Origin of the sequence: Craurococcus roseus (assembly GCF_039523795.1) — a bacterium.
GTDB classification, from domain to species: Bacteria; Pseudomonadota; Alphaproteobacteria; order Acetobacterales; family Acetobacteraceae; genus Craurococcus; species Craurococcus roseus.
Map to the genome: position 1 here is coordinate 33,313 of NZ_BAAAFZ010000006.1, position 24,406 is coordinate 57,718.

General features: G+C 74.2%; 23 protein-coding genes, 2 tRNA genes and 1 pseudogene. 4 read left to right on the top strand and 22 right to left on the bottom strand.

The window, feature by feature from the left end:
• Window positions 1-4 precede the first annotated feature (4 nt).
• From ABD067_RS01380 to ABD067_RS01440, 13 genes are all read right to left on the bottom strand, one after another.
• Window positions 5-1,141, bottom strand: a complete 1,137-nt coding sequence (locus ABD067_RS01380) for a DegT/DnrJ/EryC1/StrS family aminotransferase (RefSeq protein ID WP_343893341.1) — start codon at window positions 1,139-1,141, stop codon at window positions 5-7.
• A gap of 19 nt (window positions 1,142-1,160) precedes the next feature.
• The gene (locus ABD067_RS01385) at window positions 1,161-2,456 is read right to left on the bottom strand and encodes a glycosyltransferase family 4 protein (RefSeq protein ID WP_343893342.1); all 1,296 of its coding nucleotides are present in this window, start codon (window positions 2,454-2,456) and stop codon (window positions 1,161-1,163) included.
• Window positions 2,453-3,490 (bottom strand): glycosyltransferase family 4 protein, encoded by a 1,038-nt coding sequence (locus tag ABD067_RS01390; protein WP_343893343.1) that lies wholly within the window; start codon window positions 3,488-3,490, stop codon window positions 2,453-2,455. The genes ABD067_RS01385 and ABD067_RS01390 overlap by 4 nt, the downstream gene beginning before the upstream one ends.
• Window positions 3,487-4,527 carry a glycosyltransferase family 4 protein gene (locus ABD067_RS01395; RefSeq protein ID WP_343893344.1) on the bottom strand — a complete coding sequence of 347 codons (1,041 nt, stop codon included), beginning with the start codon at window positions 4,525-4,527 and terminating at the stop codon, window positions 3,487-3,489. Before ABD067_RS01395 ends, ABD067_RS01390 begins: the two co-directional genes overlap by 4 nt.
• Window positions 4,524-5,159, bottom strand: a complete 636-nt coding sequence (locus ABD067_RS01400; protein ID WP_343893345.1) for a NeuD/PglB/VioB family sugar acetyltransferase — start codon at window positions 5,157-5,159, stop codon at window positions 4,524-4,526. The genes ABD067_RS01395 and ABD067_RS01400 overlap by 4 nt, the downstream gene beginning before the upstream one ends.
• 20 nt (window positions 5,160-5,179) lie before the next feature.
• Window positions 5,180-6,568 (bottom strand): FkbM family methyltransferase, encoded by a 1,389-nt coding sequence (locus ABD067_RS01405; RefSeq protein ID WP_343893347.1) that lies wholly within the window; start codon window positions 6,566-6,568, stop codon window positions 5,180-5,182.
• A 46-nt stretch (window positions 6,569-6,614) separates the two neighbouring features.
• Window positions 6,615-6,697 (bottom strand) — tRNA-Leu (locus ABD067_RS01410).
• 26 nt (window positions 6,698-6,723) lie between these two features.
• A complete protein-coding gene (locus tag ABD067_RS01415; RefSeq protein WP_343893349.1) occupies window positions 6,724-7,641 on the bottom strand; it encodes an NAD(P)-dependent oxidoreductase in 918 nt (305 codons plus the stop codon).
• Window positions 7,642-7,697: 56 nt separating this feature from the next.
• Window positions 7,698-8,633, bottom strand: coding sequence for an SAM-dependent methyltransferase (locus tag ABD067_RS01420; RefSeq protein WP_343893350.1), 936 nt, complete (start codon window positions 8,631-8,633; stop codon window positions 7,698-7,700).
• Window positions 8,630-8,998, bottom strand: a complete 369-nt coding sequence (locus ABD067_RS01425; RefSeq protein ID WP_343893351.1) for a DUF423 domain-containing protein — start codon at window positions 8,996-8,998, stop codon at window positions 8,630-8,632. Before ABD067_RS01425 ends, ABD067_RS01420 begins: the two co-directional genes overlap by 4 nt.
• 9 nt (window positions 8,999-9,007) lie before the next feature.
• Window positions 9,008-9,718: a deoxyribonuclease V gene (gene nfi / locus ABD067_RS01430; RefSeq protein WP_343893352.1), complete on the bottom strand. Its 711-nt coding sequence runs from the start codon at window positions 9,716-9,718 to the stop codon at window positions 9,008-9,010.
• On the bottom strand, window positions 9,715-10,632 hold the full coding sequence (locus ABD067_RS01435; RefSeq protein ID WP_343893353.1) for a metal ABC transporter solute-binding protein, Zn/Mn family: 918 nt from the start codon (window positions 10,630-10,632) through the stop codon (window positions 9,715-9,717). Before ABD067_RS01435 ends, nfi begins: the two co-directional genes overlap by 4 nt.
• Complete coding sequence (locus tag ABD067_RS01440) at window positions 10,629-11,384, bottom strand: hypothetical protein (RefSeq protein ID WP_343893354.1); 756 nt, start codon at window positions 11,382-11,384, stop codon at window positions 10,629-10,631. The genes ABD067_RS01435 and ABD067_RS01440 overlap by 4 nt, the downstream gene beginning before the upstream one ends.
• A gap of 135 nt (window positions 11,385-11,519) precedes the next feature.
• On the opposite strand from ABD067_RS01440, the gene pip reads away from it, so the two are divergent.
• Window positions 11,520-12,470, top strand: a complete 951-nt coding sequence (pip, locus tag ABD067_RS01445) for a prolyl aminopeptidase (RefSeq protein ID WP_343893355.1) — start codon at window positions 11,520-11,522, stop codon at window positions 12,468-12,470.
• 19 nt (window positions 12,471-12,489) lie between these two features.
• On the opposite strand, the gene ABD067_RS01450 is transcribed toward pip, so the two are convergent.
• Complete coding sequence (locus ABD067_RS01450; RefSeq protein WP_343893356.1) at window positions 12,490-12,999, bottom strand: ferritin-like domain-containing protein; 510 nt, start codon at window positions 12,997-12,999, stop codon at window positions 12,490-12,492.
• A 128-nt stretch (window positions 13,000-13,127) separates the two neighbouring features.
• On the opposite strand from ABD067_RS01450, the gene ABD067_RS01455 reads away from it, so the two are divergent.
• Window positions 13,128-13,204, top strand: a tRNA-Arg gene (locus ABD067_RS01455).
• A gap of 23 nt (window positions 13,205-13,227) precedes the next feature.
• On the opposite strand, the gene purD is transcribed toward ABD067_RS01455, so the two are convergent.
• The gene (purD, locus tag ABD067_RS01460; protein ID WP_343893357.1) at window positions 13,228-14,502 is read right to left on the bottom strand and encodes a phosphoribosylamine--glycine ligase; all 1,275 of its coding nucleotides are present in this window, start codon (window positions 14,500-14,502) and stop codon (window positions 13,228-13,230) included.
• Between the two features lie 70 nt (window positions 14,503-14,572).
• On the opposite strand from purD, the gene xseA reads away from it, so the two are divergent.
• Together xseA and ABD067_RS01470 are read left to right on the top strand one after the other, a co-directional pair.
• Window positions 14,573-16,072, top strand: a complete 1,500-nt coding sequence (gene xseA / locus ABD067_RS01465; RefSeq protein WP_343893358.1) for an exodeoxyribonuclease VII large subunit — start codon at window positions 14,573-14,575, stop codon at window positions 16,070-16,072.
• Window positions 16,069-16,887 (top strand): M23 family metallopeptidase, encoded by an 819-nt coding sequence (locus ABD067_RS01470; protein WP_343893359.1) that lies wholly within the window; start codon window positions 16,069-16,071, stop codon window positions 16,885-16,887. The genes xseA and ABD067_RS01470 overlap by 4 nt, the downstream gene beginning before the upstream one ends.
• On the opposite strand, the gene ABD067_RS01475 is transcribed toward ABD067_RS01470, so the two are convergent.
• The 7 genes and pseudogenes from ABD067_RS01475 to ABD067_RS01505 all read right to left on the bottom strand — a co-directional run bounded on the left by ABD067_RS01475 (window position 16,829) and on the right by ABD067_RS01505 (window position 24,391).
• Window positions 16,829-17,680 carry an RNA methyltransferase gene (locus ABD067_RS01475; protein WP_343893360.1) on the bottom strand — a complete coding sequence of 284 codons (852 nt, stop codon included), beginning with the start codon at window positions 17,678-17,680 and terminating at the stop codon, window positions 16,829-16,831. The two genes, ABD067_RS01470 and ABD067_RS01475, sit on opposite strands and share 59 nt — an antisense overlap.
• Window positions 17,677-19,110, bottom strand: coding sequence for a cysteine--tRNA ligase (cysS, locus tag ABD067_RS01480; protein WP_343893361.1), 1,434 nt, complete (start codon window positions 19,108-19,110; stop codon window positions 17,677-17,679). The genes ABD067_RS01475 and cysS overlap by 4 nt, the downstream gene beginning before the upstream one ends.
• A gap of 4 nt (window positions 19,111-19,114) precedes the next feature.
• A complete protein-coding gene (gene gltX / locus ABD067_RS01485) occupies window positions 19,115-20,452 on the bottom strand; it encodes a glutamate--tRNA ligase (RefSeq protein WP_343893362.1) in 1,338 nt (445 codons plus the stop codon).
• An 8-nt stretch (window positions 20,453-20,460) separates the two neighbouring features.
• Complete coding sequence (locus tag ABD067_RS01490; protein ID WP_343893363.1) at window positions 20,461-20,850, bottom strand: hypothetical protein; 390 nt, start codon at window positions 20,848-20,850, stop codon at window positions 20,461-20,463.
• Window positions 20,851-20,891: 41 nt separating this feature from the next.
• Window positions 20,892-21,752 carry a DMT family transporter gene (locus ABD067_RS01495; RefSeq protein WP_343893364.1) on the bottom strand — a complete coding sequence of 287 codons (861 nt, stop codon included), beginning with the start codon at window positions 21,750-21,752 and terminating at the stop codon, window positions 20,892-20,894.
• Window positions 21,753-21,855: 103 nt separating this feature from the next.
• Window positions 21,856-22,992, bottom strand: a pseudogene (locus ABD067_RS01500) (nicotinate phosphoribosyltransferase); the annotation flags it as partial.
• A gap of 4 nt (window positions 22,993-22,996) precedes the next feature.
• Window positions 22,997-24,391, bottom strand: a complete 1,395-nt coding sequence (locus ABD067_RS01505) for a class II 3-deoxy-7-phosphoheptulonate synthase (protein WP_343893365.1) — start codon at window positions 24,389-24,391, stop codon at window positions 22,997-22,999.
• Window positions 24,392-24,406 lie beyond the last annotated feature (15 nt).

Here is a 24,406-nt window from a genome sequence, read left to right on the forward strand (position 1 = left end):
ACCGTCACGCCAAGCCTTGCCCCCGGAGGGCCGCGCCGAGCGCGTCCGCCACCCGGTCCATGTCCGAGTCGGAGAGCGTCGGGTAGCTGGGCAGCGACAGGCCGCGGGCGGCGATGTCTTCCGCGACGGGGAAGCGCTCGCCCTTGGCGTACATCGGCATCTCGTGGGCGCAGAAGAAGACGGGGCGCGTGTCCACGCCGCGGGCCGCCATCTCCTTCTGGACCGCGTCGCGGTCGGCGCCCGGCGGCAGCAGGACGCTGACCAGCCAGTGCGAGCTTTCGACGCCGTCCATCGGCCGCTGGAACGCGACGGGCAGGCCGCGGAGCAGCGCCTCGTACCGGGCGGCGAGGGCGCGCTTGCGGGCCAGGATGGCGTCCAGCCGCTCTATCTGCGCGAGGCCGATCGCGGCGACGATGTTGGTCATCCGGTAGTTGAAGCCGAGCACCTCGTGCCAGTAGCGGCGCGTCGGGGACTGGCCCTGGCCGCGGACGATGCGCATCCGCTCCGCCAGCGCCCCGTCCCGGCTGATGACCATGCCGCCTTCGCCGGTGGTGATGGTCTTGTTGCCGAAGAAGCTGAAGGTGCCGACGTCGCCGAAGGTGCCCACGTGCCGGCCGTCGAGCGTGGTGCCGAACGCCTCGGCGCAATCCTCCACCACGCCGAGGCCGCGCTCCTTCGCCAAGGCCCCGAGCGCCCGCATGTCGCAGGCGGCGCCGTAGAGGTGGACGGGGAGGATGGCCTTGGTCCGAGGCGTGATCCGGGCCGCGGCGTCGGCGGGGTCGAGCAGCCAATCGCCCTCGCGGCAGTCGGCGAAGACCGGCGTGGCGCCGCACTGCGCGATGGTGTTGACGGAGGCGATGTAGGTGAAGGTCGGGACGATCACCTCGTCGCCCGGGCCGACGCCGAGGCAGTGCAGCGCGAGGTGGAGCGCCACGGTGCCGTTGCACAGGCCGGTCGCGTGTTCGGCGCCGGTGGCGGCGCGGACGGCGCCTTCGAACCGCTCGATGAAGCCGCCGAGCGAGGAGATCCAAGTGGTGTCCAGGCATTCGAGCACGTAGCGCCGCTCGTTGCCCGACAGGTCCGGTCGGTACACGGGTATGTTCGGCAGGGGGCCGGGGGCCGCGGCGCGGAGCGGTGTCATGGGTGCCTTCTTTCCGCCCTCAACCCCGCCGGTCAAGCAGGTCGTCCAGCGCGTCGGCGACGCGACGGCCCGCCGGGTCGTCCGGCGGCATGCCGAAGCCGGCCAGAGTCCGCCCCAGATCCATCGCGGCGCGCACGGCGGGGAGGTGTTCCGTGACGCGGTCGATATGGGCGAGGAGGCCGTCGACGTACCGTCCCGCCGTGAAGGTTTCCTCCGCGTAGGCGCGGGCCTGCTCCGCCGTGGCGCGGGCCGGGGCCGGGTCGGCCAGCAGCGCCTCCAGGTGCAGCCGCACGTCGGTCGCTTCGTGGCCCGGGCGGCACTTCAGCACGAGCCCGTCGGGCACCTCGGCGTAAGGCCCGTGGTCCGACACCAGCACGGGCCGGCCCGACCGCATGGCCAGGATCAGCGAGGCCGAGGCGCCTTCCAGCACCGGGTTGCGGAGGCAGCACATCACGTCGACCGCGGCCAGGTGCCGAGGCATGTCGGCGTCGTCCACCCAGCCGGTGAATTCGGGCTCCGGCACCCCGAGCGAGCGGGCGAGGTCGCCGAGCGCCGCCCGCTCCGCCGGCTCCACCGGCCCGATCAGGCGGTAGCGCACCCGCTCCCGCAGCGGCTCCGAGTCGGCCATGGCGCGGAGCATGTCCGCCACGCGCTTGTTCCGGTTGATGTGGCCGATGGTCGCGACCACCACCTCCGGCCCGACCTCCCGCGGCGGCGGCACGGCCGCGCCGCCTCCGAAGGCGAGCGGGATGACCTCGACAGGCCCGGGGCAGACCGACCGCAGGCGCCTCGCGTAATGGTTCGCGTGCGCCACGGCGCCGCCCGCGAGGGCGGCGAACCATTCGAGCATCGGGCGGCGGGCGGCCATCTCTTCCAACGGCAAAAGGAACGGGTCGGGGGTTTCCCCGGCGCCGTACACGGCGGACAGCGCGGGGCCGGCGGCCGCGCCCCCGCCGCCGGCCACGATCCACCCGTTGAACAGGTTGGCCAGGAACGCGTCGTGGAAGACCAGCAGCGCCGGCGTCCGGAGGAGCACCGGGATCGCCGCGCCGTGGTGGCCGTAGTGGTCGCCGAGGTTCACGACGAACGCGTCGTAGTCGCGGGCCAGCGTTTCGGGCGGGGCGCCGGCGAGGGGCGACACCGGGCCGGGCGCCGGGCGCGGGGGGAGGTCGAGGAGTTCGCCCGTTTCCGTGCGGAACACCTCCACCTCGTGCCCGCGGGCGGCCAGCTCGGCGACGACGAGCCCGCCGAACGCCGCGATGGCGGAGCGGGCGTTCCACGGCCCGGCCCAGGCGATGCGCCGCGGCGCCGTCACGCCAGCAGCTTCTCGATCGTGGCGGGCCAAGTGATGCCGCGCGAGGCCAGCAGCGCGCGGGCGTCGCGGCCGAGGCGGGCGGCGCGCGCGGGCTCCGCCGCCAGCGCGGAGAGCGCGGCCCCGAGCGCCTCGGGCGTCGGCTCGCACACCACGCCGGTCTCGCCGTCGCGCACGATCTCCAGCACGCCGCCGGCGTCGCTCGTGGTCAGGACCGGCTTGCCGGCGTGGAAGGCCTCCATGGTGACGTAGCCGACGGAGTCCTCGTCGAACGGCAGGTAGGCCACGGCCGTGGCGCCGTTGACCAGGCGCGCCAGGTCCGCGCGGGGCAGGAACCGTAGGTCGAGCGTCAAGCGGTCCTCCACGCCTTCTTCGGCGGCGAGGCGGCGGAGGTCGTCGGCGTCCTCCGGCCGGTCCGGCGGTCCGGCGACGACCAGCCGCAGCCCGGGGGCGTGCCGCATCGCCCGGACCAGCAGGTGCTGCCGCTTGCCGAGCCCCACCCGCCCGCTGGCGAGCACGTAGCCTCCCGCCTCGCCGCCGGGGAAGAGTTCCGGGTCGTTGAGCGGTTGCGGGAGGATCTCGGCCCCGAAGCCGTTGTACCGCCGCAGCCGGTCCGCGCCCGTGGGCGAGAGGGTGAAGATGCGCCGCGCTTCGCGGAAGGCCCGGTCGTCCGCGGTCCGGATCATCGCCCGCAAGGCGTCGCCGCGCGCATCGGTCCCGATGTTCGACTGGCCGGCGTCGAACAGGTCGTAGGCCTGGCGGTACTGGTGCAGGAGCCAGAGCACCTTGTTCGGGTGCGGCGCCAGGTAGGCCGGGAACTTCAGCGGGATCAGGCGGTCCACGTTGAAGATGCCCAGCGACCGCGCGATCAGCATCTCTTCGACCAGCCCTTCGGCCGGGTCCCACGTGAAGGGGATGCGCATCGCTTCCGCCTCCACGCCGCGCCGGAGCCGCAGGTTGCGGACCAGGTGGTCGCACAGCTCCTCCGCCCCGCCGCGCACGAACGGCACCATGGTGCTGAGGACGAGGACCTTCACGCGAGCAGCTTTCCCACCACGGCGCCCCAGTCGATCCCCAGCTCCGAAACGCGCTCGGCGGCGTTGGCGCCCAAGCGGCGCGCGAGGGCGCGGTCGCTGTGGAGCCGGTCGAAGGCCTCGGCCAGAGCCCTGGGTTCCGGCTCGGCGACGAGGCCCGTCACGCCGTCCTGCACGAATTCGGTCACGCCGCCGGAGTCCGGCACGGTCACGGTGCAGCGCCGCGCGTGCGCCGCCTCGATCGTGGGAAAGCCGTATGAGTCCTCGTCGAACGGCACGTAGGCCGCGGCCAGCGCGTGCTCCAGGCGGGCCGCCTTCTCCTCCTCGGTTATCCAGCGGTCCTCCACGACGACGCGGTCGGCGACTCCGCCCTCGGCCGCGGCGCGCCGGAGCGACCGGACGTACTCGGCGCTGGTGCCGACGCCGCAGAGGCGGAGGCGCACGGGCGTCCGCGTGTGGCGCATCGCTTCGACCAGCAGGTGCTGGCGCTTGTGCCCTTCGACCCGGCAGACGCAGACGATTTCGTCCCCGTGGTCGCCGGAAGCGAAGAGTTCGGGCCGCAGCACCGGCGGGTAGAGCACTTCGCTGTCCACGCCGTTGAAGCGGCGGAGGCGGTCGCCCACCACGCGGGAGTTGGTGAAAACGCGGTGCGCCTCGCGCAGCGCCGCCGTGTCGGCCCGGATGATGGCGGCGCGCAAGGCGCGCTGCGTGGCGCGGTCCGGCACGGGCCGGTACGGCGTGTCCCAGAGGTCGTAGAAGACGCGGATGTGGTGGATGAACCAGACGACCTTGCGGGGGTGCCGCACCACATGGGAGGGCGGCCGGAAGGTCACGACCCGCTCGAAGTAGTCCTGGAGCCGCATCATGCGGAACGCGGCCATCTGCGGGAGTATGGCCTCCGGGACGATCTCGTTGCTGGGGACGTACACGGTCTCGACCTGGTGGCCGTGCTCCTCCAGCTTCTCCCGCAGCCAGTCCACGATGAAGCGCCCCCCGCCGCCGATGAGCGGGACCGCGGAGGACACCAACCCGATCTTCATCGCGCCGCCGCCCCGCCGCGCGCGCGCAGCGGGCGCGCCGGGACGCCGCCGACCGTGGCGCCCGCCGGGACGTCCGCCACCACCGCCGCGCCCGCGCCCACCACGGCGTCCGCCCCCACCGAAACGCCGGGCCGCACCGCGGAGCCGACGCCGATCAGGGCGCGCGCGCCCACGCGCACGTTGCCCGCCAGGGCCGCCAGGGGCGCGACGTGGGCCGCCGCGCCGATGAGGTTGTCGTGCTCCACAACCGCGCCCGTGTTGAGTATCGCCAGGTCGTCCACCCGCGCCTCGGCGCTCACCGCCACGCGGGCCATGACGACGGCGCCCTCGCCGACGGTGGCGCTGGGCATGACCTCGGCGCTCGGATGCACCAGCGTCGCCAACCGGAAACCCGCGGCGCGGAGCTCGCCGCCGATGCGCTCGCGCAGTGCGTTGCCTCCGAGGGCCACGAACGCCCACGCGACGCCGTCGGCGCGCAGCCGCGGCAGCGCCTCGTCGCCGCCGAGCACGGGCACGCCCAGCACGCGCGGCCCGGGCGGGCGCGGATCGACCACGCCCACGATTTCGAAGCGGCCTTGGGCGCGCGCGACCTCGATGACGACCTTGGCGTGCCCGCCCGCGCCGACGAGCACCAGCTGTTGCGGCCCCCTCGTCACGCGAACACGAGGCCCGGGTGCCGTTCGGCCGCGCCGGGGCGGAGGAGCAGGACGTTGACGGAGAACACGTCGGACAGCGAGGACGCGCTCGCCGGCCGGCAGACGCCCGCCATGTCGTCGATCATGTACGGCACGAAGCCCGGCGCTTCGACCTCCCGCAGCCACGCCTCCGGGGAAACGCCGGCGCGCGCCAGGTGGGGGCGGCCGAACTCCAGCACCGCGGCGAGGCCCGGGCTTTCCGCCAGTATCCGTCCCATGCCGCGCCAGACCTGCAGCTCCGCGCCTTCCGCGTCCACCTTGGCGACGTCGACCGCCGTGCCCGCCGGCACCAGGGCGTCCGCCGGCGACACCCGCACGCGAACGGTGCCGCGGCCCTCCGCCTCGTCGGGCGGGAGCAGCGTGTTGTGGCTCATGACCTCTTCGAGGTGGAGCAGCGCCTCGCCCTCCCCGTCGCCGGCGGCGCACTCCGAGATGGCGACGCGGTCGGCCACGTCGTTGACCGCCATGCTCCGGCGCAGCAGGGCGGCGATGCGCGGCGTCGGCTCCACCGCGAAGACGCGCCCGGCCGGACCGACCGCTCGGGCCGCGAACAGGGTCATGGTGCCGACGTTGGCGCCGACGTCGAGGAAGGCGGACCCGGGGCGCAGCAGGGCGGCCAGCACGCGGCGCGTGCCGGTTTCCAGGACGCCGCCATCGGCGATCACGGCCAGGAAGCGGAGGTCTTCGCCCGGCACCAGCAGCATGCCGTCGGGTGTGTGGACCAGGAAGTCGCCGCCGACCGGGATCGGCGGGCGGCGCGGCGCGTTCGAGCGCACGGCGTCGGACACCGACGCGACGTCGCCCCGGAGCGCGTCGAGGCGGCGCGCGTTGTCCGCGGCCACTTCCATGACGCCCGCGACATCGCGCTTGGTCGCGGCGATCTCCGCAGCTTCCGCGATGTCGCGCCTGGTCGCGTCCGACGACCGGCCTAGGGCCTCCAGCCGCCGCGCGTTGTCGGCGGCGAGGCGCCTGAGCCCGGCGATCTCGTGCAGTATGGCGGCCTCCGCGTCGTGCCGCTCGCCCAGCCTCGCCAGAGCCCGCTCGATCCCGGCGATCCGCGCGGCGGCGTCCGACTCGTCGACGGCCGTCCTGACGCGCATCTGGAACCGGTGCAAGAACGGCGCCGCCAAGGGCCGGACCGCGAGCAATCCGCGACGCCCCGCGGCGCGGAGCGACGCGCCGAAACCGCGCGCCGGCGCCGGCTTCGGGGCCGCCTCCGCCGCCGGCGGCGCTTCTTCCGCGTCGCCGGCGGCCATCGCCGCCAGGACGCCGCCCCGCACGGCGTTGTGGGTGGACGACGCCGGGTGCGCGCGCGGTTGCGGTTGGCCGGCGTCGTCAGGCGGCATGATTCTTCCCCGGGCGCCCCCGCGCGCCGCGGCGCCGGCCGCGGCCTGCCCGCCGGGGGACTCGAACCCCCACGCCCTCGCGGGCTGCGGATTTTAAGTCCGCTATGTCTACCGTTCCATCAGGCGGGCGGAGCGTCACGTCGGGCAAGCGGCCCCTAAGCGCCGGTTTGCGCGATGCGCCGGCAATGGTCCAGCGCGGCGCCGATCAGGTTGTCGCTCGCTTCCGGCGTGCGGAAGGCGCTGTGCGAGGTGAGCGTCGCGTTGTCCAGCTTGGTCAGCGGATGGCCGGCCGGCAGCGGCTCCTCCGAGAACACGTCGAGCGCGGCGTGGCCCAAGTGCCCCCGCTCCAGTGCGGCCACCATCGCCGCCTCGTCCACCACCGCCCCGCGCGCGGTGTTGACCAGCACGGCCCCCGGCCGCATCGCCATGATGCGATCCCGCGACAGGAAGCCGCGCGTCTCGTCGTTCAAGGCGAGGTGGAGCGACACCACCGCGCTCTCCGCCAGCAGGCGTTCCAGATCCACGAACCCCACGCCCGGATGCGTTTTCGGCGTGCGATTCCAGGCCAGCACGCGCATCCCGATCCCGGCGCAGAGCCGCGCCATCTCGGCGGCTATGCCCCCGAAGCCCACCAGCCCGACCGTCTTGCCGGTGAGCTGCGTGCCCTCGCTCCGCGGCCACCCGCCCTTGCGGATGGCGCCGTCCATCATCGCGGTCTTGCGGGCGGCGTCCCACATCAGCGCGAAGGCCATCTCGGCGACGGCCGTGTCGCCGTAGCCCTTGATGGTGTGGACCCGGACGCCGAGTTCGGCCAGCTCCTCGGGATTCATGTAGGAGCGCGGGCCTGTGCCGAGGAACACCACGTGCTTCAGGTCCCTGCACTCCCGGACGACGTCGGTCGGGAAGTGCGTGTGGTCGTCGATGGCGATGGGGTGGCCGGCCAGCAGGGCCGGCAGATCCGTGGCCTTGATGTCCGGGTCGCGGTTGATCGCCACCGGCGGGTCGCCGGGGCGCATCAGCCGCTCCGTCACCGCCGCGAGCGACGGGTTCGCGTCCACGAAGATCGCGCGCATCGCGTTCCTGTTCCTGTCTCCTCGGGGCGCACCGTAGCGGCGGCGGCGGCTCGTTGCTAGGCCGCGCCCTCGCCATCGTCCGGGGCGAGGCGGCAGAAGGTCAGCTCGTGCCGGTTGTGCGCGCCGTGGAACAGCACGGCGCCCGGGATTTCGGCGAAGGCCGCGGCAGTCTCGTGGTCCGTGGCGCCCTGGAACTTGACGGTGCAGACGAGGCGGCGCGCCCGCCCCGCGTCGAGCCAGCGCCGCACCAGCCCGAGCAGCCTTTCCGGGTAGCAGACCACGTCGCTGAACAGCCAGTCCACCGGCTCCTCCCGCCGCGGGTCGAGGCCGAAGGCGCTTTCCTGGCGGACGGAAACGTTCGGCAACGCCGCCACCGCCGGGTCCAACGGGGCCTTGTCCACCGCCACGACTCGCGCGCCGAGTCGCGCCAGCGCCCAGGTCCAGCCGCCGGGCGCGGCGCCGAGGTCGAGGCAGGTCTCGCCAAGCGCCGGCCACCGGCCGATGCGCGTGAGCGCTTCCCACAGCTTGAGGTAGGCGCGGGAGGGCGGCCCTTCGCGGTCCTCCACGAAGCGGGGTTCGCCGTTGACGAAGGGGCTGGTCTTGGCCGGGCTCGCCAGCACGCGGTCGGCGTCGAGCAGCGTCCAGGCGCCGAGCGGCGCTGCGGGCGCCGGCTCCGGGAACGCCAGCGGGCGGGCCTTCACCGGCGGCAAGCGCGCCTCGATCAAGGCCGCCCGGCGGAACTGCGCCGCGGCGTAGAGGCTCCAGTTGCGCTGGATCGCGCGCAGCGCGCCGGCGGCCGCCGAGATGGACGGAGCGGGCAGCTCGCGCGGATCGGTCCAGGTGTCGAGCGCCCAGGCGGCGGCGGCGGGCTCCTCCGGCGACAGCGCGAGGCGGCCGTGCCACCGGGCGACGGAACGGCCCGCGCGGCGCAGCTCCTCCTCCAGCTCCGCCTCGAAGCCCTCCGCGGCCAGATAGGCGGCGCGGACGGTCAACGGCGCAGCACGGCGGCCACGAGCAGCAGCAGCCAGCCCCCGATCAGGAGCGTCCCGCCGGCCGGCGCCACCGGGCCGAGCCGCGCGCCCGCCACCGCGCCGAGCACGCCGCCGCAGAAGAGCAGCAGGCCGAGCGCGAAGGCGCCGCCGGCGAGGTGCGGCAGCCGCCCCCCGGGCCGGCGCTCCGCCCAAAGCCCGGTGGCCAGCAGCGCGAGGGCGTGCCAGCCGAGCATGGTGGCGGCGTTCTGCGCCATGCCGAGGCGGGCGGCGTCCAAGCGGGCCGGCGCGCCGTGCGCCAGCCACGCCGAGAGGGCGACGGCGGCCGCGCCGGCGAGCGCCCCCGCGCCCAACCAGATGCGATGCATGGGCGGAGTCTAGCGCGGGGCCCCCGCCTCCGCCACGCGCAGCGCGTTCGCGGCCAAGTGCGCCTGCCGGGTCGGTTCCGGCAGCCGGTAGCCGCCGGCCGCGCGCCGCACCCAGGCCACGGCGGTTTCCAGCGAAACGCGGTGCCCGACCGAGACGTAGAGCGGGTTGGCCCGGCGCCGCGTCCGCAGCGCCGTGCCGATGCGCTCGCCGCGCCACACGAGGGGCGTTTCGGCGCCCGCCTCGTCCGCCAGCGGCGGGTCCTCCGCGCCGACCAGCACCGATTTGGCCACGCCTACGGAGGGCACGTCGAGGACCACGCCCAGGTGCGCGGCGATGCCCAGGCCGCGGGGATGCGCGACGCCGTGCCCGTCCACCAGCAGCAGGTCGGGTTTCGCGCCGAGCTTCCCCCAGGCGGCGAGCAGCGCCGGTATCTCGCGGAAGCCGAGCAGGCCGGGGATGTAGGGCATCGCGGCCCGCGCCGCCGCGCCGGCCGTTTCCGCCACGCGGAGGTCGGGGACGGACAGCGCAACCACGGCGGCGAAGACGCGCCCCTCCGGGTCGAAGCGGTTGTTGCTGACGTCCACTCCGCCGAGGAGCCGCACCTCCCCGAGCGCGTCCTCCCGCACCACCCGTTCCGCGAGCGCGGCCTGCACGCGCCGCGCCGCCGCGGGGTCGGACGGGTCGAGCCATTCGGCGGGGACGGCCGGTCGCCCCGTCACACGGCCCCGCCGCGCATCCCGGCGACCAGCAAACCGACGTTGTGCCGCTGCATGGCTTCGTAGGTCGGCGCCGGGCCGTCCGGGGCGGAGAGCGTGTCGGCGTAGAGCCGCCCGCGCGGCCGCACGCCGGCTTCGCGCGCCAAGCGCTCCATCACCGCTTGGCTGCCCGGCCCGTCGATGAACACGGCGGTGACCCGCTCCGCCCGGATCTGCCGGAGCAGCGCAGCGACCTGCGCCGCGGAGGGCTGCGACCCGGTGGCGATCCCCTGCGGGGCGAGGAAGCGGACGCCGTAGGCGGCGCCGAAATAGCCGAACGCGTCGTGCGAGGTGACCACGACCCGGCGCTCCTGCGGCACTTCCGCGATCCGCTCGCGGACGTGCCGGTCGAGGGTTTCCAGGCGGGAGTCGTAGGCCGCCGCGGCTTCGCGCCACGCCGCCGCGCGCGGCGGGTCGGCATCGGCCAGCCCTTCGCCGATCCTCGCAACGTAGGCGCGGGCGCGCCCGACGTCCTGCCACGCATGCGGGTCCGTGGCGCCGTGGCCGTGCCCATGGCCCGACGACGCCTGAACCGGCGCGACGCCGTCGCTCGCCGTGACCACCACGCCGCGGTGCCCGGCGCTCCGCAGCAGCCGGTCGAGCCAGGGCTCGAAGCCGAGGCCGTTGCGCACCACCACCGCGGCGCCGCGCACAGCCTCGGCGTCGGACGGCCGCGGCTGGAAGGCGTGCGCGTCCGTGTCCGGCCCGGCGAGCACGCGCAGCGCCACGCCGTCGCCGGCGATCTGCCGCACCATGTCGCCGAGGATGGAGAAGGACGCCACGACCGGGAGCCGGGCCCGCTCCTGCGCCCGTGGCCCGGACGGCGCGGCTAGGGCCGCCGCCACCAGGACCGCGCGGCGCGGCAGGTCCGGGCTCACCCCCCGCGGAACCAGCGCTTCAGGCGCGCGAAGAAGGGTTCGCCCCGCCCCGCGATCCGCTGGTGGGCGACGTGCGGCCGCCGCGCGGGCGGAGGCAGCGCGCTGGCCACGGTGTGGCGCCCGGAGTCGCCGGCGCCGATCAGGCGGCGTTCGAGGGCGAGGACCTGCGCCACCGCTTCCGGCGGGTTCGACTTGGCCAGCGCCGCCGCCGTCGCTTCGGCGTCGTCCCAAGCCTCGGCGCGGCGCAGGGCGTCCACGACGCGGACGGTCTGTTCGGCGTCGAGCGGCGGGCCGCTGCGCCAGAGCGCGACGGCTTCGAGGCGCCAAGTCCGCGCCAGGTCGGGCCGGCTGAGGTCGTCGGCCACCCACGCGGCCTGGAGGGACGCTTCGGCCGCGGCGTGCAGCGCGCCGGTTTCCTCGAGCACGTGCGACCAGGCGAGGAAGCGTCGCGCAAGCGCCGGGTAGCTGGCGTCCGCCATCAAGGCCCGGAACGGCGCCGCGAGCACGGCCTGGGCCGCCGCGGGGTGCGCGCGGCCGATGTTGGGCGCGGCGTAGCCGCAGTTCGGGCATTGCTGCAGCCACCGCGCCATCGTCGAGCGCACCGGCTCGCCCGGCCGGAGGTCGAGGTCGGGCGCCTGTTCCGGCGGATCGGGCCGGAAAGGCGGCTGGCGGCTGCCGGTTCCGCACACCGCGCAACGCGGCAGCGCGTCGGCGCCGCCGGGCCTGGAGTTCGCGGGGGACGGGGCGGGCATGGCATTGCAAGTTAGGTGCGCCGGAGCCAAAGGCGAAGGGGCGGGGCGCCCCCGAGCCCGATGTTGTGTCCGCGGCCTCGTGTTCCGGTCGGCCGTATTGCCCTGCGGACACGGCTTGCCGATAGTGCCGGCACCATGCCCCGCGGCGACCTCTTCCCCGACATCGCCCCCTACGAAACCGGCCTGCTTCCGTTGTCCGGGCGGCACGTGATGTATTGGGAACAAGTCGGCAATCCGCGCGGGCAGCCGGTGCTGTTCCTGCACGGCGGGCCGGGCGCGGGGGCCGGCGCGGTGCACCGCCGGTTCTTCGACCCCGGGCATTGGCGCGTCGCCATCTTCGACCAGCGCGGCGCCGGGCGGTCGCGCCCCATGGGTGAGTTGCACGAGAACACCACGCCCATCCTGGTCGAGGACATCGAGGCGCTGCGGCGCTTCCTCGGCATCGAGCGTTGGCTGCTGTTCGGCGGATCCTGGGGCTCGACTCTGGCGCTCGCCTACGCGCAGGCGCACCCGGAACGCGTCATCGGCTGCGTGCTCCGCGGCGTGTTCCTGGGCCGGCCGAGCGAGGTGGAGTGGTTCCTGTACGGCCTGAAGCGGGTGTTCCCCGACGCCTGGGCCGCCTTCGCCGAACACCTGCCGCTCGAAGAGCGCGGCGATCTGCTGGGCAGCTACCTGAAGCGCCTGTGCGACCCGGACCCGGCGGTGCATCTTCCGGCGGCGCGGGCCTGGAGCCAATACGAAGGCAATTGCAGCACCCTCCTCCCCAGCCCGGACACGGTGGCGAGCTTCGCGCAAGACCGCACGGCGTTGGGGCTGGCGCGCATAGAAGCGCATTACTTCGCCAACGGCCTCTTCCTGCCGCCCGGCGGCCTGCTCGGCGGCATGCACCGCATCGCGCACGTGCCGGCCGAGATCGTCCAGGGCCGCTACGACATGATCTGCCCGCCGGAAACCGCTTACGATCTGGCCATGGCTTGGCCTCGGGCACGGCTCACCGTGGTGGCCGACGCCGGGCATTCGGCTCTGGAGCCCGGCGTGCGCACCGCGTTGGTGGCGGCAGTGGAGCGGTTCCGCCGCAGGGGCTGAACCGCTCCGACGGCCAAGGTCAGACGCCCGCCTTCTGGCCGGCCGCGGTGAGCTGGACGTACTTGCGCGTGGTCGCGTCCAGGTTGTCCTCGATCCACTTGGCCATGCGGATCTCCTCGTTGAGGCTCTGCTGAAGCAGCTTCGGGCTGCTGTTGTCGCCGGCGAGTTCCGCCATGGTCAGCAGCGAACGGTAGGCCGCGATCTCGAAATGCTCGAAGGCGAAGTTGGCGAAGGTGTTCTTCATCACCTCGTCCTGCATCGGCGCGTGCGCCAGCGCGGCCATGTTGCCGGTGAAGGAGGTGACGAGATCCTTCAACGTCGAATGGCTGGTGCCGAGCGATTGCAGGATCTCTTCGAGCCGCTGCGCTTGCGCCTTGGACTCGTCGATGTGCAGCCGGATCTGCTCCGACATCTCGGGGTAGCTCTCGAGCCGTTCGACCTGGCGGCTGAGGATGCTGACGGCTTGGTTCTCCAAGGCGTGGGCGTTGACGAGGCCGGTGATGTAGGTGTCGCGCGGGCTGGTGGCCATTGTTTCGGTCTCCTCAGGACGATGACCCGGCGAAAACTCGACTGCCCCGCCCAAGTTCATTGGCGCTGCCGAATGGCCCGACGGCGATCCTTCCTGGGCCGGCGGCATTGTGGTAGCCCTCCCCTCGGGTCCTCGTAGCTCAGCCGGATAGAGCACCAGATTCCTAATCTGGGGGCCGTGGGTTCGAATCCCGCCGAGGACACCACGCGCCCCTGCCCGCCGGCCAGTTCACCGCAGCGCGCGGTGGCCTATGTCCCGCCTGTAGAACCCTTCCGGCCAGTCGACCGCGGCCGCTGCCTCGTAGGCGGCCTCGTAGGCTTCCCGTAACGTCCCGCCCGTGGCGCCGACGCCGAGCACGCGCCCGCCGTCCGCCAGCACCGCGCCGCCCGGCCCCGCCCTCGTCCCCGCGTGGAAGATCCGGGCGCGCGGCACGGCGGCGGCCCGATCCAAGTTGCGTACCGCCGAACCCTTGGCGTACGCGCCGGGGTAGCCGCGGGCCGCCATCACCACGACCAGACTGTGCCCCGCGTCCCAGCGCAGGCCCGTTTCCGCCAACCGGCCGTCGCAGGCGGCGAGCAGCGCCCCGAGCAGGTCGGAGCGCAGCCGCAGCATCAGCGCTTGGCATTCCGGGTCGCCGAAGCGGACGTTGAACTCGATCAGGCGCGGGCCCGACGCCGTCAGCATCAACCCGGCGAACAGGACGCCGCGGAAGGGCGCGCCGCGCCGCGCCATTTCCGCCAAGGCGGGCCGCACGATGCGTGCCATCGCCTCGTCGCGCAGCGCGTCCGTGAAGGCGGGAGGCGGCGAGTAGGCGCCCATGCCGCCGGTGTTGGGGCCGGTGTCGCCTTCGCCGACCCGCTTGTGGTCCTGCGCGGCGCCGAGCGGCAGCGCCGCCTCGCCGTCGCAAAGCGCGAAGAAGGAAACCTCCTCGCCGATCAGGCACTCCTCGACCACCACCGAAGCGCCGGCCGCGGCGCCGTGAACGCGGCTTTCCATGATGTCGGCGATGGCCGCCTCCGCTTCGGCGACGGTGGCGGCCACGACCACGCCTTTGCCCGCCGCGAGCCCGTCGGCCTTCACCACGATCGGCACCCCTTGTTCCCGCACGTTGGCGCGGGCGGCGGCCGGGTCGTCGAACCGGCGCCAGCGCGGGCCGGGCACGCCGGCGGCGTCCGCGACCTCGCGCGCGAAGGACTTGCTGCCCTCCAGCCGCGCCGCCGCGGCGCTCGGGCCGAAGCATCGGATGCCCGCGGCGGCGCAGGCGTCCGCGAGGCCGGCGGTGAGCGGCGCCTCCGGCCCGGGCACGACGAGGTCCACCGCCCGCTCCCGCGCGAAGGCGACCAGGCCGGCCACGTCCTCAGCCGCGATCGGCACGCATTCGGCGTGCTCCGCGATGCCGGCGTTGCCCGGGGCCGCCCAGAGTTCGGAAAGGAGGGGCGACTTGGACAGGGCCCAGGCGAGGGCGTGTTCCCGGCCGCCGCCGCCGACCAGCAGAACCCTCATGCGCGACGACTCCGAGGAAAGCCGTTGGGAATCGTTCCCAACCGGTGCGGCCTTAGCATAAGGTCGCCGCATGGACATGCCCCCTCCCCGCGAGCTCCCGGTATCGCCGGCCGACAACGTGCCGGACTACGCCGTGTCCGAGATCGCCGGCGCCATCAAGCGCACCCTGAAGGACGCCTTCGGGCGGGTGCGGGTGCGCGGGGAGATCACGGAGCTGAAGCGCTACCCCTCCGGCCACGTGTACCTCTCGTTGAAGGACGAGACCGCGAAGCTGGAAGCGGTGGTGTGGAAAACGAACGTGCCGCGCCTCGCCATACGGCCGGAGAACGGCGTGGAGGTGATCGCCACCGGGCGGATCGACACCTACGCGGACCGGTCCAAGTACCAGCTCGTCATCGACCGGCTGGACTACGCCGGCGAGGGCGCGCTGCTCGCCCGGATCGAGCGGCTGCGGGCGCGGCTGCTGGAAGAAGGGCTGTTCGATCCGGAACGCAAGCGGCCCATCCCGCTGCTGCCGCGCGTCATCGGCGTGGTGACGAGCGAGCGCGGCGCCGTCATCCAGGACATCCGCACCACCGTCGCCCGGCGCTTCCCGCGGCGCATCCTGCTCTGGCCCGTCCCCGTCCAGGGCGCCGGGGCGGCGGAGCAGATCGCCGCCGCCATCGAGGGCTTCGGCGCGTTGCCCCCCGACGGTCCGGTGCCGCGCCCGGACGTGCTGATCGTGGCGCGCGGGGGCGGTAGCCTCGAAGACCTGATGGCGTTCAACGAGGAGATCGTGGTCCGCGCCGCCGCGGCCTGCCCGATCCCGCTCATCAGCGCGGTCGGCCACGAAACGGACACCACGCTCATCGACTTCGCCTCCGACCGCCGCGCGCCGACGCCCACCGCGGCGGCGGAAATGGCGGTGCCGCAGCGCGCCGACCTGCTGGCCGACGTGGCGCAGCACGAGGCGCGGCTCCGGCACGCCATGCAAGCCGCGCTGGAGCGCTCGCGGCGGCATCTGATGGTCGCGGAGCGCGGGCTGCCGGACCTGCCGGGCATCCTCGGCGGCCTGCGCCAGCGCATGGAGGACCGGGCGGAGCGCCTGGACCTCGCGCTACCCGTCGCCCTGGACCGCAAGCGCGGCGCGCTCGGCCGGCTGGCGCCGCGCCTGCCGCACCCGCGCGAGGGCATCGCCAACCGGCGCGCGGCCCTCGCGGCGTTGTACGGGCGGGCGGAGGTGGGCGCGCAACGCGTGCTCGCGCGCGGGCGGACGGAGAAGGCGTTCGTTTGCTTCTCGCCGGCGCCGATGCGGGCGCTGCTGCGCGAGAACGCGGTCCGGCTGGAGGGCGTCGGCGCGCGCTTGGGCAGCGTCTCTTACCAAGCCGTGCTGGCGCGTGGGTTCGCGCTGGTGCAGGACGCGGAAGGCGCGACAGTGACGGCGGCGGCGGACGTCCCCGGCGGTGGACGGCTGACCCTGACCTTCGCGGACGGGCGGGTCGGCGCCACTGCGGACGGGACCGCCAAGCCGCCGAACGGCCGCCGCCGCAGCGACGGCCGCGACTCGGCCGGGCAGGGCGCGCTGCTGTGACCATCCCCCGCCGCGCGGCGCTGTTCGCCCTCCCCGTGCTGACGGCGAAGCCCCGCGCCGCGGCGGCCGCGACGTGGCGGGGCGAGCCCGCCCAGGGCGCGCTGCTGGTCGGCCAAGCGGGCGCCGGCACCCGTTTGGCGCTGGACGGCAACCCTGTGCGCGTCGGCGCCGACGGCGCGTTCGTCCTGGCCTTCGGCCGGGACGCGAAGCCGGACGCTGTGCTGGAGATCGCCCACGGCGGGGGGCGGAAGGAAGCGCTGCGCCTCTCGGTCGCGCGGCGCGAGTGGCAGATCCAGAGGATCGAAGGCCTGCCCGGTGGCATGGTGACGCCGCCGCCCGACGTGCTCGACCGCATCGCGCGGGAGCGGGCGGCCATGGCCGCGCTGCGGAAGGTGGACAGCCCCGAAGCGCTGTTCGCCGGCGGCTTCTACTGGCCGGCGCAGGGCCGGATCAGCGGCGTCTACGGCAGCCAGCGCGTCCTGAACGGGGAGCCGCGGGCGCCGCACCTCGGACTCGACATCGCCGCGCCGGTGGGGGCGCCGGTCGCGGCCATGGCGCCGGGGCGGGTGCTGCTGGCCGCGGACTTCTACTTTTTGGGCAAGGTGGTCGTGCTCGACCACGGGCACGGCGTGCAGTCGCTCTACGCGCACCTTTCGCGCTTGGACGTGGCAGAGGGCGAGGCCGTGGCGCGGCGGCAAGGCATCGGCGCGATCGGCGCCACCGGGCGCGTCACCGGCGCGCACCTGCACCTCGGGCTCAACTGGTTCGCAACGGCGGTCGATCCGCAGCCGCTGCTCCCCCCGGTGCAGGGGTAGGCTCCTCCGGGTCTGGGCGGCCGCGCCGCATCCGGCCGCGCGACAGCTCCGTCACCACGCCGTGCAAGGTGCGCAGCTCCTGCTCCGTCACCTCGCCGCGCTGGAACCAGTGGCGGAGGTTGCGCACCATGCCGGGGCGCTTCGGCCCGTTGTCGAGGAAGCCGCAGGCGTCCAGCTCCGCCACCAACCGGCCGAGGAAGCCTTCCAGTTCGCCCTTGGTCGCCACGCGCGTCTCGTTCGTCACCAGCTCGCGCGGCGGCGTGGCTTCGGCGGCCGTCCACCACTCGTAGGCGAGGATCATCACCGCCTGTGCCAGGTTGAGGGACATGTGCGCCGGGTTGAGCGGGTAGCGGACGAGCGTGTCGGCGCAGGCCATGTCGTCGCTGTCGAGTCCGGCGCGCTCCGGCCCGAAGAGCACGGCGGCGCGCAACCCGCCGGCGTTGGCCGCGCGCAGGTCCTCCGCGGCGGCCCGCGCGGTGCGGAGCGGCTTGATGACGTGGCGCGGCCGCGGGCAGGTGGCGAAGACGCGGTGGCAGTCCGCTACGGCCGCCGGCACGTCCGGGAACACGACGGCGGCTTCGAGGATGCGGTCGGCTCCGGAGGCCATGCGCCAGGCGCGGTCCTGCGGCCAGCCGTCGCGCGGCGCCACCAGCCGGAGGTGGAACAGGCCGCCGTTGGCCATGGCGCGCGCGGCGGCGCCGATGTTCTCCGCCAGTTGCGGCCGTACCAGCACGACGATCGGCGACTCGCCGGGCGGCGGGGCGAGGTCCGCGCCGCCCTCGCGGCCGGTCACGCGCGCCGCCAGACCGTTCCCTGCGGCCCGTCCTCCAGCACGATGCCCTCGGCCGCGAGTTCGTCGCGGATGCGGTCGGCCCCGGCGAAGTCTCGCGCCTTGCGCGCCGCCGCGCGCGCCGCGATGGCGGCTTCTATGCGTTCGGCGTCATCGCCGGCGCCGCCGCGCAGCCAAGCCTCGGGATCGGACGACCACAGCCCGAGGAGGCCCGCCGCCTCCCGGAACGCCGCCGCGGCCAAGCCCGGCGACACGGGCCAGTCGCGGCCGATGCGGCGCAGCACGGGCTTGGCCGAGCCGCCGACGCTGGCCACGTTCTCCAGCGTCCGGAGGTCCCGCAGGCGAGACAGTGCCAGCGGAGTGTTCAGGTCGTCGAGCAGCGGCTCCGACGCCCAGGCGGCCATCTCCGCCACCGTCGCGCCCATGTTCTCCAGCGGCGCTTCGGCGCGGGCGAGCATGGCGTAGGCGTCGTCCAGCTCCGCCTTGGCCTCGTCCAGCCCTTCCAGGGTGAAGTCCACCGGCTGGCGATAGTGCGTCCGCAGCACGAGGAGCCGGAACGCCTCGCCGGCCCACGGGCCGCGTTCGAGGATGTCGCGAACGGTGGAGAAGTTGCCGAGCGACTTCGACATCTTCTCGCCGTCCACGCGCAGCATGCCGTTGTGCAGCCAGATGTTGGCCATGCGTTGCGTACCGAAAGCGCAACGGCTTTGCGCGATCTCGTTCTCGTGGTGCGGGAAGACGAGGTCGTGGCCGCCGCCGTGGATGTCGAACACCTCGCCCAGCGCCTGCCACGCCATGGCGGAGCACTCGATGTGCCAGCCGGGCCGGCCGGGGCCCCAAGGGCTGTCCCAGGCGGGAACGCCGGGCGGCGAGGGCTTCCACAGCACGAAGTCGCCAGGATCGCGCTTGTACGGCGCCACGTCGATGCGCGCGCCCGCGAGCAGCTCTTCCCGGTCGCGGCCGGAGAACCGGCCGTACTCCGGGAAGGAGGACACGGAGAACAGCACGTGGCCTTCGGCCGCGTAGGCGTGCCCGCGCTCGACCAAGCGCCGGATCAGCTCGACCATCGGCGCGATGGAGGCCGTCGCGCGGGGCTCGTGGGTCGGCTGGAGGCAGCCCAGGGCCGCCATGTCGCGGTGGTAGTCGGCCGTGGTGCGCGCGGTGATGACCTCGATCGGCTCGCCGCTCTCCTGGGCGCGCGCGTTGATCTTGTCGTCCACGTCCGTGATGTTCCGGACGTAGGTGACGCGCGGGAAATGGTGCCGCAGCAGCCGGAACAGCACGTCGAAGACGATCGCCGGCCGCGCGTTGCCGAGGTGCGCGAGGTCGTAGACCGTGGGGCCGCAGACGTACATGCGGACGTGCGCCGGGTCGATCGGCGCGAAGTCCTCCTTGGCGCGGGTCAGGCTGTTGTGGAAGCGCATGGGGGCCATGCCGCTAACCGCCCGTCGCCGCCGTGCGCAGCCGCTGCGCCGCGCGCTCGCGGCCGATCAGCGGCAACAGGTCGTGCAGGTCCGGGCCGTGGTCCTCGCCGGTCAGGGCGAGGCGGAGCGGCAGGAACAGCGCCTTGCCCTTGCGGCCCGTCCTCTCCTTCAGCGCGCCGGTCCAGCCGGTCCAGGTCTCCTTGCCCCAAGGCTCGGGCGGCAGCGCGTCGAGCGCGGCCCGCAGGAAGTCGCCCTCGCCGGGCTGCGGCGGCGGCACCACCGTGCCCCGCGCGACCTCCCACCACTGCCGCGCCTCGCCCAGCATGTCGAGGTTGCCGCGCACCGCCTCCCAGAAGGCCGGGTCGGCGCCCTCCGGCAGACGGTCGCGCACGCTCTCGAACGCGGCCGTGTGCAGGAGGCGGCGGTTCAGGGCGAGCAGTTGCTGCGCGTCGAAGCGCGCGGGCGAGTGCGACACGGCGCCGAGGTCGAAGCGCTCCACCAGCTCCCGCGGCGCGCCCGGGACGGGGTCGTGCGAGGTGCCGAGCGCCGCCAGGTACCCCGTGAGCGCAGCCGGCTCGATGCCGTCGCGCCGCAACTGCCGCAGCGAAAGGCTGCCCAGGCGCTTCGACAGCGGCCCGCCGTCGGAGTCCATCAGCAGCGGCAGGTGGGCGAAGCGCAGCGCCGACGGGTCGCCGCCGAGCGCTTCCCAAAGGTCGATCTGCACGCCGGTGTTGGTGACGTGGTCCTCGCCGCGCACGACGTGGGTGACGCCGCTCTCCAGGTCGTCCACGACGGAGGTGAAGGTGTAGAGCGGCGTGCCGTCGGCGCGGATCAGCACCGGGTCGGACAGGCTGGGCAGCTTCACCGTCCGCCGCCCGAGCACGCCGTCCTCCCATTCCACGCTGGCGCCGCTGAGCAGGAAGCGCCAGTAGGGCGTCTTGCCGTTGGCGCGCGCGCGCTCCAACTGCTCCGGCGTCATCTTGAGGGCGCCGCGGTCGTAGATCGGCGGCCGGCCTTGGCGGATGCGCTGCTCGCGCTTGGAGCGCAACTCCTCCTCGCTCTCCAGGCACGGGTACAGCCGGCCGGATGCCTTCAGCCGCTCAGCCGCCGCTTGGTAGCGCGCCATCCGGTCGGATTGGCGGAAGCTCTCGTCCCAATCCAGGCCGAGCCAGCGCAGGTCCTCTTCCAGCGCCGCCGCGTACTCGGCGCGCGACCGTTCGGCGTCGGTGTCGTCCAGGCGCAGCAGGAACGTGCCGCCGCCCCGGCGCGCCAGCAGCCAGTTCGCCAAGGCGACGCGGGCGTTGCCCACGTGCAGCAGGCCGGTCGGGGACGGGGCGAAGCGCAGCTTCATAGGGCGGCTCACTCCTCGTCCTCGCCCTCTTCGCCGTCCTCGTCGCGCCGCGGGTCGAGGGCGCGCCAGTTCCGCTCCTCGCCGTCGCGCACGGGCCGGTCGGCGAAGTCGCGCAGTTCCGGGCCGCTGCGCCAAGCGCCCTCCGCGTCGCCCACGACCTCGGCGTCCTCGCCGAAGGCGAACCACGCGGCGACGACCTGCTCGGCCGTCATGCCCGCCACGCGGCAGCGCTCCAGGCTGTCGCGCACGTAGCGCCGGGCGAAGCCGTTGGCGTGCTCCAGCGTGCGGAAGCCCTTGATCGTCTCCACCGGTTCGGAGCCGTTGCCGCCGGACAGGTCCATGATCCGCACGGAATAGCCGCCGGCGGCGAAGAGGCCGGGATCGAGGCCGCCGCTCATGGCGACGGCGCGGTTCGGAGGGGTTCGGTCATCGCCCGAAGCTAGGTACGGGGCACCGGGGGGTCAACGCGCCCGGCCGCCGCGGGCGTCGGCGCCGCCACGCCGAGCGCCATGCCCGCGGAGACCAGCAGCACCGCCAGCAGGCCGAGCGGCGGCAGCGCCTCGCCCAGCAACGGCCACGCCGCCAGCGCCGACAGGGCGGGCACGGCGGCGCCGACCATCGTGGTCGGCCCCGGCCCGATCAGCGTCACCGCCTTGGTGTAGAGCAGGCCGGCCAACACCGCCGCGAAGGCCCCCTGGAACACCGCCTGGAACAAGGCGGCGGCGGGCGCGGCCTGCCCGATGGTGGACGGCAGGGCCAGCCACCAGACGGGCAGGTACGCCGGCGCGGCCATGAGCCCGATGGCGAGCATGGAGTCCAGCGCCGGCAACCTCCAGCGCTGCACCATGATGGTGTAGGCGGACCAGGACAGCACGGCGGCGAGGAACAGCAGGTCGCCCTTCCAGGCGCCCTCCCAAGCCCCGCCGCCGGTGGCGGCCGCCAGCAGGACGCTGCCCGCCACGACGACGGCCAGGCTGAGGGCGCGCCGGCCGTCGATCCGGGCCACCCCGAAAGCCACGCCGAGCAGCGCTGTGCCCACCGGCAGCCCGGCCGCCATGACGGTCGCCCCGTGCGCCGCCGGCGCCAGTTGATAGCCGGCGAAGGCGCAGAGCGGGAAGCCGAAGCCGGCGAAGAGGAGCACCCCCAGCGCCCTTCCCGGCGCGATGCGCGGCGGCCCGCGCCAGAGCGCGAACGGCAACACGGTGAGGAAGGCGCCGACGAAGCGGAGCGCCGCCACGTCCCAGGCCGTCATCGATTGCGCGGTGGAAAGGCGCGAAACGATGTGGAAGCCGACCCACACGAGGAGCAGCAGCCCCGCGCACGCCCAGCCGGCGGCGCGCTCCCGGCGCCACCGGGCGCCCGCCTCGGCGGCNNNCGGCGGCGTCCCCGCCGCCGTTCTGCCGCCGGCCGCCGTTCCGGCGCAGCAGGAACTCGCGCCCGACCTTCACGCGCGGCTCGCCGTCGTAGGAGACGATGTCGGCGGTGGCGTAGGTCTCGCCCCAGCGTTCGGGGAGGAAGCTGCCGGTGCCGACCGTGTCGATCGGCGCCTTGGCGTCCGCCATAACCCGGCATTTGTCCACCCCGAAGCCGGACGACGCGACGATGCGGACGCCGGTGAAGCCGGCGTCGTCCAGCGCCTCCCGCATCCGCCAGACGGCCGCGGCCGAGACCCCGGTGCCGACTAGGTAGCGCAACTCGGCCTCGCTGCGGTAGCGGCGGATGGCGCCGGGCACGTGGCGCTCCAGCGCCGCGTAGCTTTCCGCGGGGTCCAGCCCTTCGAGGAACCGCCCGCCGTGGGTGTCGAGCCGCACGGCCAACCGCCCGGCCGCCGCCAGGTCGGGAAAGCGCCGGCAGACCTCCAACCCGTCGCTGATCTCGCGCCCGAAATAGTCCACCAGCACCGTCAGGTCCACGTCGGGGAAGGTTTCGTGGAACATCTCGGCGGCGCGCAGCGTGGACCGCGCGTAGCCGATCAGCGCGTGCGGCATGGTGCCGCGGCCGGCGTTGGCGCCGAACCAGTGGGCGGTCGCGTCCGTGGCGTTGCCGATGAAGCCCTTCGCCCCCTCCCGCTTGGCGGCGTCGCTGCCGACGCTGGCGGCGTAGGCCATCATGTCCTGCATCTCGAAGCCGGCGCAGTGGCGCGCGTCCATGGCCAGGAAGGCGACCCCCGGCAGGGCCATGCACATCTGGTAGGCGTTGTGCGCGGCGACGCAGGGCGGGCCGATCTTCTGCAGGAACAGCGTTTCCAGGTCGGCGAGTTCGCGGAAGGAGCCCGTCAGGTAGAGCACGGGGTCGCCGGCGCCGACCCATGTGCCTTCCGGGTGCACCAGGTCGATATCGAATTCGGTCCCCCGCGCGGCCGCCACGCCCCGGAGCCAGTCCACCATGAGGCGCGGGGCGCTGACGACGGGGCGCCGGAGGAACACCGCGTAGGTCACGCGCGAGTCGCCGAAGCGCTCCACGACGGCGCGGGTGCGGTTGAAGTAGGCGTCGGTCCGCGTCTGGACGTCGGCGTCGGCTTTGCGCGCCACCCCCGTCACGATCCTACTGCGCCGCCTGCGCGGGTTGCGAGGCCGCCGCTCCGGACGCCGCCGCGCCCCGCCGCTCCTTCAGCTCCTCCGCCAGCAGGAAGGCCAGTTCGAGCGACTGCTCGGCGTTGAGGCGCGGGTCGCAGAAGGTTTGGTAGCGCAGCGCGAGGTCGGATTCGGACAAACGGTGCGCGCCGCCGAGGCACTCCGTCACCTCCTGCCCCGTCATCTCCACGTGGACGCCGCCGGGCTGGGTGCCCTCGGCGGCGTGGGCGTCGAAGAAGCGACGGACCTCCGCCAGCACGGCGTCGAAGCTGCGGGTCTTGTAGGCGCCGACGGTGGTGGTGTTGCCGTGCATCGGGTCGCAAAGCCAGGTCACGTTGCGGCCGGCGCGCGAGACGGCGCGCAGCAGCGGCGGCAGCTTCTCCTCCACCATGCCGGCGCCCATGCGGGAGATGAGGGTGAGCCGGCCGCCGGTGTTCGCGGGATTCAGGATTTCGGTGAGGCGCACCAATTCGCCGGCGTCCGTGCTCGGCCCGACCTTCAGGCCGATGGGGTTCTTCACGCCGCGCAGGAATTCGACGTGCGCGCCGTCCGGCTGGCGGGTGCGGTCGCCTATCCAGAGGAAGTGCGCCGAGCAGGCGTAGCTGTCGCCGGTGGTGGAGTCCACGCGGGTCAGCGCCTGCTCATAGGGCAGCAACAGCGCCTCGTGGCTGGTGTAGAACTCCGTCTCGCGCACCTGCGGCAGGTCGGACATGCCGCAAGCGCCCATGAAGGACAGCGTCTCGTCGATGCGGTGGGCGAGGTCGGCGTAGCGCGAGGCGAGCGGGCTGCGCGCCACAAAGCCGAGGTTCCAGCGGTGGACCTGGTGCAGGTCGGCGTAGCCGCCGGTGGCGAAGGCCCGCAGCAGGTTCAGCGTGGCCGCCGACTGCATGTAGGCGAACTCCATCCGCGACGGGTCGGGGACGCGCGCCTCGCGGGTGAAGTCGGGGCCGTTGACGATGTCGCCGCGGTAGGAGGGCAGGGTCTGGCCGTCGCGCGTCTCCGTGTCGGAGGAGCGCGGCTTGGCGAACTGGCCCGCCATGCGGCCGAGCTTCACCACCGGCAGGCCGCCGCCGAAGGTCAGCACCACCGCCATCTGCAGCAGCACGCGGAAGGTGTCGCGGATGATGTTGGCGGTGAAGTCGGAGAAGCTCTCGGCGCAATCGCCGCCCTGGAGGACGAAAGCCTTGCCCTCGCCGGCGGCGGCGAGGCCCGCTTGCAACCGCCGCGCCTCCCCGGCGAAGACCAGCGGCGGCCAAGCCGCGATGCGCCGCTCCGCGGCTTCCAGGCCGGCCGCGTCCGGGTACTCGGGCACCTGCCGGATCGGCATGTCCCGCCAGCTTCCCGGGTGCCACGCGCGCGAGTCCATAGCTCCGCATTCCTC